The sequence below is a fragment of the Dietzia sp. DQ11-38-2 genome, assembly GCF_014145055.1.
In the GTDB taxonomy this organism is placed as follows: domain Bacteria; phylum Actinomycetota; class Actinomycetes; order Mycobacteriales; family Mycobacteriaceae; genus Dietzia.
Genome location: NZ_JAALDW010000368.1, coordinates 1 through 4,454, shown reverse-complemented (window position 1 = coordinate 4,454; position 4,454 = coordinate 1). Strand labels below are relative to the sequence as shown.

Sequence of the window (4,454 nt, the reverse complement as noted above, 5' to 3'; positions counted from 1 at the left end):
GGCGGCGCCGCCCGGGGGCGGGGCCATGGTCTCCGAGTCGGGGACGCCGGACACCGTGGAGTCGCCACCGCCGCAGGCGGCCAGCATCCCACCCACCACGACGAGGGCGGCCCCGAGCGCCGCGGACCTGGCCGTCACGAGATCTCCGCCCGTCCACCGGTCACCGTGATCCGGCCGCCCTCGAACTCCATGACCTGGCCGTCACGGGTGGTGCGCAGCGCGCTGGTGGGATAGCCGAGCCGGCCGCGTTCGTAGTCGACCGTGCCCCAGGCGTCGAACACCGGCCCGCGAGGCACGGCGTGCGCACCGGTGCGGGCGGACCAATAGATCGCCCCACCCTGGAAGCGGCTGAAGGCACCGCCCCGGGTGGACAGGGAGATCTCGTCGGTGACCGGGTACCCGAGCTCCGAGTTCTCCGCGCCCGCCTCCCGGTAGGTCGTCAGGATGGCCCCCTTGACGACCCTGGGGCCCGTGGCGGAGGACCAGTAGACGGTCCCGCCCTGGAAGCCCTGGACCACGCCGGGCTTGTTGGGATTGGTGATCTCGTCGGTCGTCGGGTACCCGAGGTCGCCGCGTTCGGCGCCGCGCTCCTGCCACATCGACCTGACCGCCCCACGGATGGCGTGCGCGCCGGTGGCGGGCGACCAGTAGATGACGCCGTTGTGGAACTGGGTGAACCTGCCCCTCCCGTCGGGCGTCGTGGTCTCGCCGGAGGTGGGCAGCCCGAGCGGGCCGTCAGGACCGCCCTCGGCCTGGTAGGCGGCGCCGATGGCCCCGAGGACCGAGTGCGCGCCCGTCTGCTGCGACCAGAAGGCGCGTCCGAAACGGAAGTCGGTGGCCTTGCCGCCCCGGACGTCGTACTCACCCGTCAGACAGGGGCCCAGACCGGGCTGACGCTCGGCGACGCGGGCGATCTCGCCCTGTGCGGCGCACGGGGGTTCGACGTTCTCGATCCCGACGGCACCCGCGAACTGCGGCCAGGCCTGCATCATCTCGAACTGCCAGTACGGCCACGTGTGCGTGCCCGACGGGCGGAAGTTGGCCGTCACCTCGACACCGGCGGCACGGGCCTTGTTGACGAAGGTCTGGGTGGTCATCCGCGAGAGCAGTTCGAGCCCGTAGCCCGGGAAGTTGGTGGGGATGTCCGGCAGGCCCGACGGCTGGTCCCACGGCCCGGTGTTCCCGCTGCCCGCGGACACGTAGATGCTCCGACCGCGGAGCTTGTCGGTGTGGAGCTTGGGGTCCTGCTCCTGCCACCGGGTCGAACCGAGCGGTCCCCACATGCTCTCGGCCTGGTACCCGCCGGCGTCCTGCATGGCCACTTTGACGGCCTCGGGCATTCCGAAGCTGGTGGTGTCCAGGAATCCCGAGTAGCTGGCCGCGAACCGGAAGTGCTCGGGGTATCGCTGCGCGAGCATCATCGCGGCGGTACCGCCCATGGACAGACCCGCGACGCCGTGCTCGTCGCCCACCCGCCAGTCCCGGGCCAGCAGGGGTGGGAGTTCCTCCATCAGGAACGTCTCCCACTGGTATGCCGAGCCGTTGGCGTCCGCCACCCAGTCGGTGTAGAAGCTCGACTCGCCGCCGACGGGGAGCACGATGATCGCGTTCTTCGCGTCGAAGAACTGGGAGATCTTGGTCTCGAGGGTCCAGCCGCTGGCGTCGTCCCGCGCGCGCAGGCCGTCGAGCAGCAGGAGCGAGGGGTACGTGCGCTCCGGCTCCGCGTTCCATTGCGCCGGGAGCATGAGCTGCACCTGGATGGCCTGCTCCATGGCCGGCGACTGCACCCACAGTGCGACCCGGTTGGCCGTCTTCCACTCGACCCGGTCCAACCGGACCCCCGACGGGATGGTCGTCGGTACGCGCAGGGACGGGGAGTCCACGCGGCTCTCGGCCGGCTCCGCCCCGCCGGCGCCGGTCTGCGCCGGGCCGGCGGTCGCCGGGGGGTTCTGTGTCGGGGAGTTCTGGGCCGGGGTCGCCCGGACCGGCGTCTCCTGCGCGCCCGCAGCCGGAGGGACGACGAGGCCGGAGCCCACCATTCCCACCACGAGAGGGGCCGCCAGGAGGGACGCCCACCGGGTGCGGGGGCTCGCGTGTGCGCTGGGGGTCGCCATGTGAGGTTCTCTTCCTTGCCGCGTCGTCGCCGACCGTCTCGGTGAACGGGCCGCGGAGAGCGACCCGGACAGCTTCTTCCCGGGGCCCTGGTCCGTCGTCCGCCCGCGGGCTCCCCTCCCGCGGCCGAACCCGGTGGTCACGCAAGCGACCGGGGCCCCGCACGAGAATCTACGCACGGGGCCCCGGTGTGACGGGTGAGGACTCGCTGAGCGGAGCCCGATTCGTCGGCTATCCGGTCGTGATCACCACGCGAAGGCGTTCATCACGGGCAGGATCTGCGCCGAACGGGCGGCGATCAGGTCGTCGTTCCAATAGCCCCAGCCGTGGATGCCGGTGGTGCGGTAGTCGAACGTGGCCTGGTTCGGACGGGCGTTGAGGGTGTTCTGGAACGCGATGGTCGATCCGCGCGACAGGCCCTCGAGGATGATGCCATTGAACGTGTTGAACACGGCCTGCAGGCTGGAGGGCTGGTCGTACTGCCCGGGGATGGCGGACCCCGCGGTGATGTACATCGGGATGTCGCGCAGCTTGTCCGCGTTGAGCAGCGGGTCGTTCTGACCCCAGCGCGGCGAGCCCGGCAGGCCCCACATCGCGAACGGGTCACACTTGCACTGGTCGAACATCGCCAGCGGGATCATGGTGTACATGCCCGGTGCGGTGGGGTTCATGTAACCGGAGAACACCGAGACCTGCTTGAACTGGTTGCGGTGCTTGGCCGCGAGCATCGCGGCGGCGGACCCGCCCATGGAGAGCCCGGCGATGGCGTTGTTGTCCGTGCGCACACCGAAGTGGGCGTTCAGGTACCCGGGCAGCTCGCGGGTCAGGAAGGTCTCGTACTTGTACTCGAGCAGGTTTCCGCCCAGGTTGATGGGCCGATCCCAGTCGGAGTAGAAGGAGACCTGGCCGCCGACCGGCATGACCAGGGTGATGTTGTCCTGGAGGAAGATGCGCTGCGCCTGGGCGTCGCGGGTCCACGCGTTCCAGTCGTCCCGCGCACGCAGACCGTCGAGGAGGTACAGGCCGGCGTTGCCGCCGAAGCGGGCGGGCTGGACCTGGACCTTGATGTGGCGGTTCATCGCCGGCGACCAGACCTCGCAGAGCTGGACCCACGAGGCGACCGGATCCCAGCTACAGCCGGGGCGCAGCCAGTTGCGGAACCCGACCGGGTTCTCGTCCCCGGCGGCCGGCCGGAACGCGGGGGCGGCGTTGGGGGCATCGCCCGATCCGGCCGATCCTGCTGATCCGGCGGAACCGAGGCTGGCCGATGAGCCCTGCTCGGTGGCCTGGGCGCCGGCGAGGGCGGGGGCGCCGACGACGAGGCCTGCAGCCGTCGCCAGGGCGGTGAGCCCGGCGGCGAACTTGCGCCGGAGGGTGGTCTGGGACATTCGTGGGTTCCTTTGTTCGTTCCTGGTGCCCTCAGGTCTCCCGGGGCATCGGTGACGTCCATCGGACCGGCCCCACCAGGGGAGGACCGGAACTGCGACATCGTAACTGTCGCTCAATCTGGGACAGGTGTTACAGGTCGGGGACCTGATCGATCTCCTACTGTTATCGATTCGAGATAACAGCTGGGGCCACACTACCGAGTGCCCTGGTACTTCTCCACTTTCTCAGGCATCGGCAACCCGCACCTCTGCACCTCGTACGCAGGGATTCTGTTGATGCGGTACTCGGCGAATGAGAATGCATTAACCAGGTTGGACCAGCGCTTCTCCAGCGTCAAGGGCCCGGTATAGGAGTCGATCAGGGCCTGGGTGGCAGGACACGTGAGTGCCACCTCCGCCTGGTTGACCCAGTTCACGTCGATCCACCGCGGGAAGTTGACGGGATCCTCGATCACCCCGGTGCGCGCGAGCACCCAGTCGTACGGCAGGAACTTGTCGTGCCCGATCCGGCCGTCCTCCATCCGGTCCGTGTGCGCGGCCAGGGGGGAGGCCAACCCCACCGTGTCGTAGACGTCCACGTCGAGCGGGAGGTTCATGCTCGTCATGCCCAGGTTGAGGAACACCACCGTCTTGAGTGGGTCGTCCGGCAGTTCGAAGGGCTCCAGGCCGGGCATCGGGCGGTCGTAGGCCACCACGTCCCACCGGTCCTGGAAGCCCGGAACCGGGAGGAAGACCGCTCCCGTCCGGTTGGTCGAGACGTCCCGCACCAGGGCCCGCATCCGCGGGAAGTCGAGGTAGTCGTCGGCCAGCAGCGGATGTCGGTGGCCGGTGCGCTGGATGTAGTACTGCCGCTCGTCGACGATCCCCGCGGCGGTGATGGTCTCCGGCTCGTCCCGGAACGGGTCCTGGACCACCTCGACGGTCACCGCCCACCCGACGACGACGAGCCAGGCA

The 4,454-nt window shown here is 69.8% G+C and carries 2 protein-coding genes and 1 pseudogene; all 3 read right to left on the bottom strand.

Going from position 1 to position 4,454, the window contains the following annotated elements; translation table 11 throughout:
- Nucleotides 1-134: 134 nt before the first annotated feature.
- Nucleotides 135-2,114 carry an alpha/beta hydrolase-fold protein gene (locus G6026_RS12430; RefSeq protein ID WP_182613359.1) on the bottom strand — a complete coding sequence of 660 codons (1,980 nt, stop codon included), beginning with the start codon at nucleotides 2,112-2,114 and terminating at the stop codon, nucleotides 135-137.
- A gap of 243 nt (nucleotides 2,115-2,357) precedes the next feature.
- Complete coding sequence (locus G6026_RS12425; RefSeq protein WP_182613358.1) at nucleotides 2,358-3,500, bottom strand: alpha/beta hydrolase family protein; 1,143 nt, start codon at nucleotides 3,498-3,500, stop codon at nucleotides 2,358-2,360.
- 194 nt (nucleotides 3,501-3,694) lie between these two features.
- Nucleotides 3,695-4,454, bottom strand: a pseudogene (locus tag G6026_RS12420) (arabinosyltransferase); the annotation flags it as partial.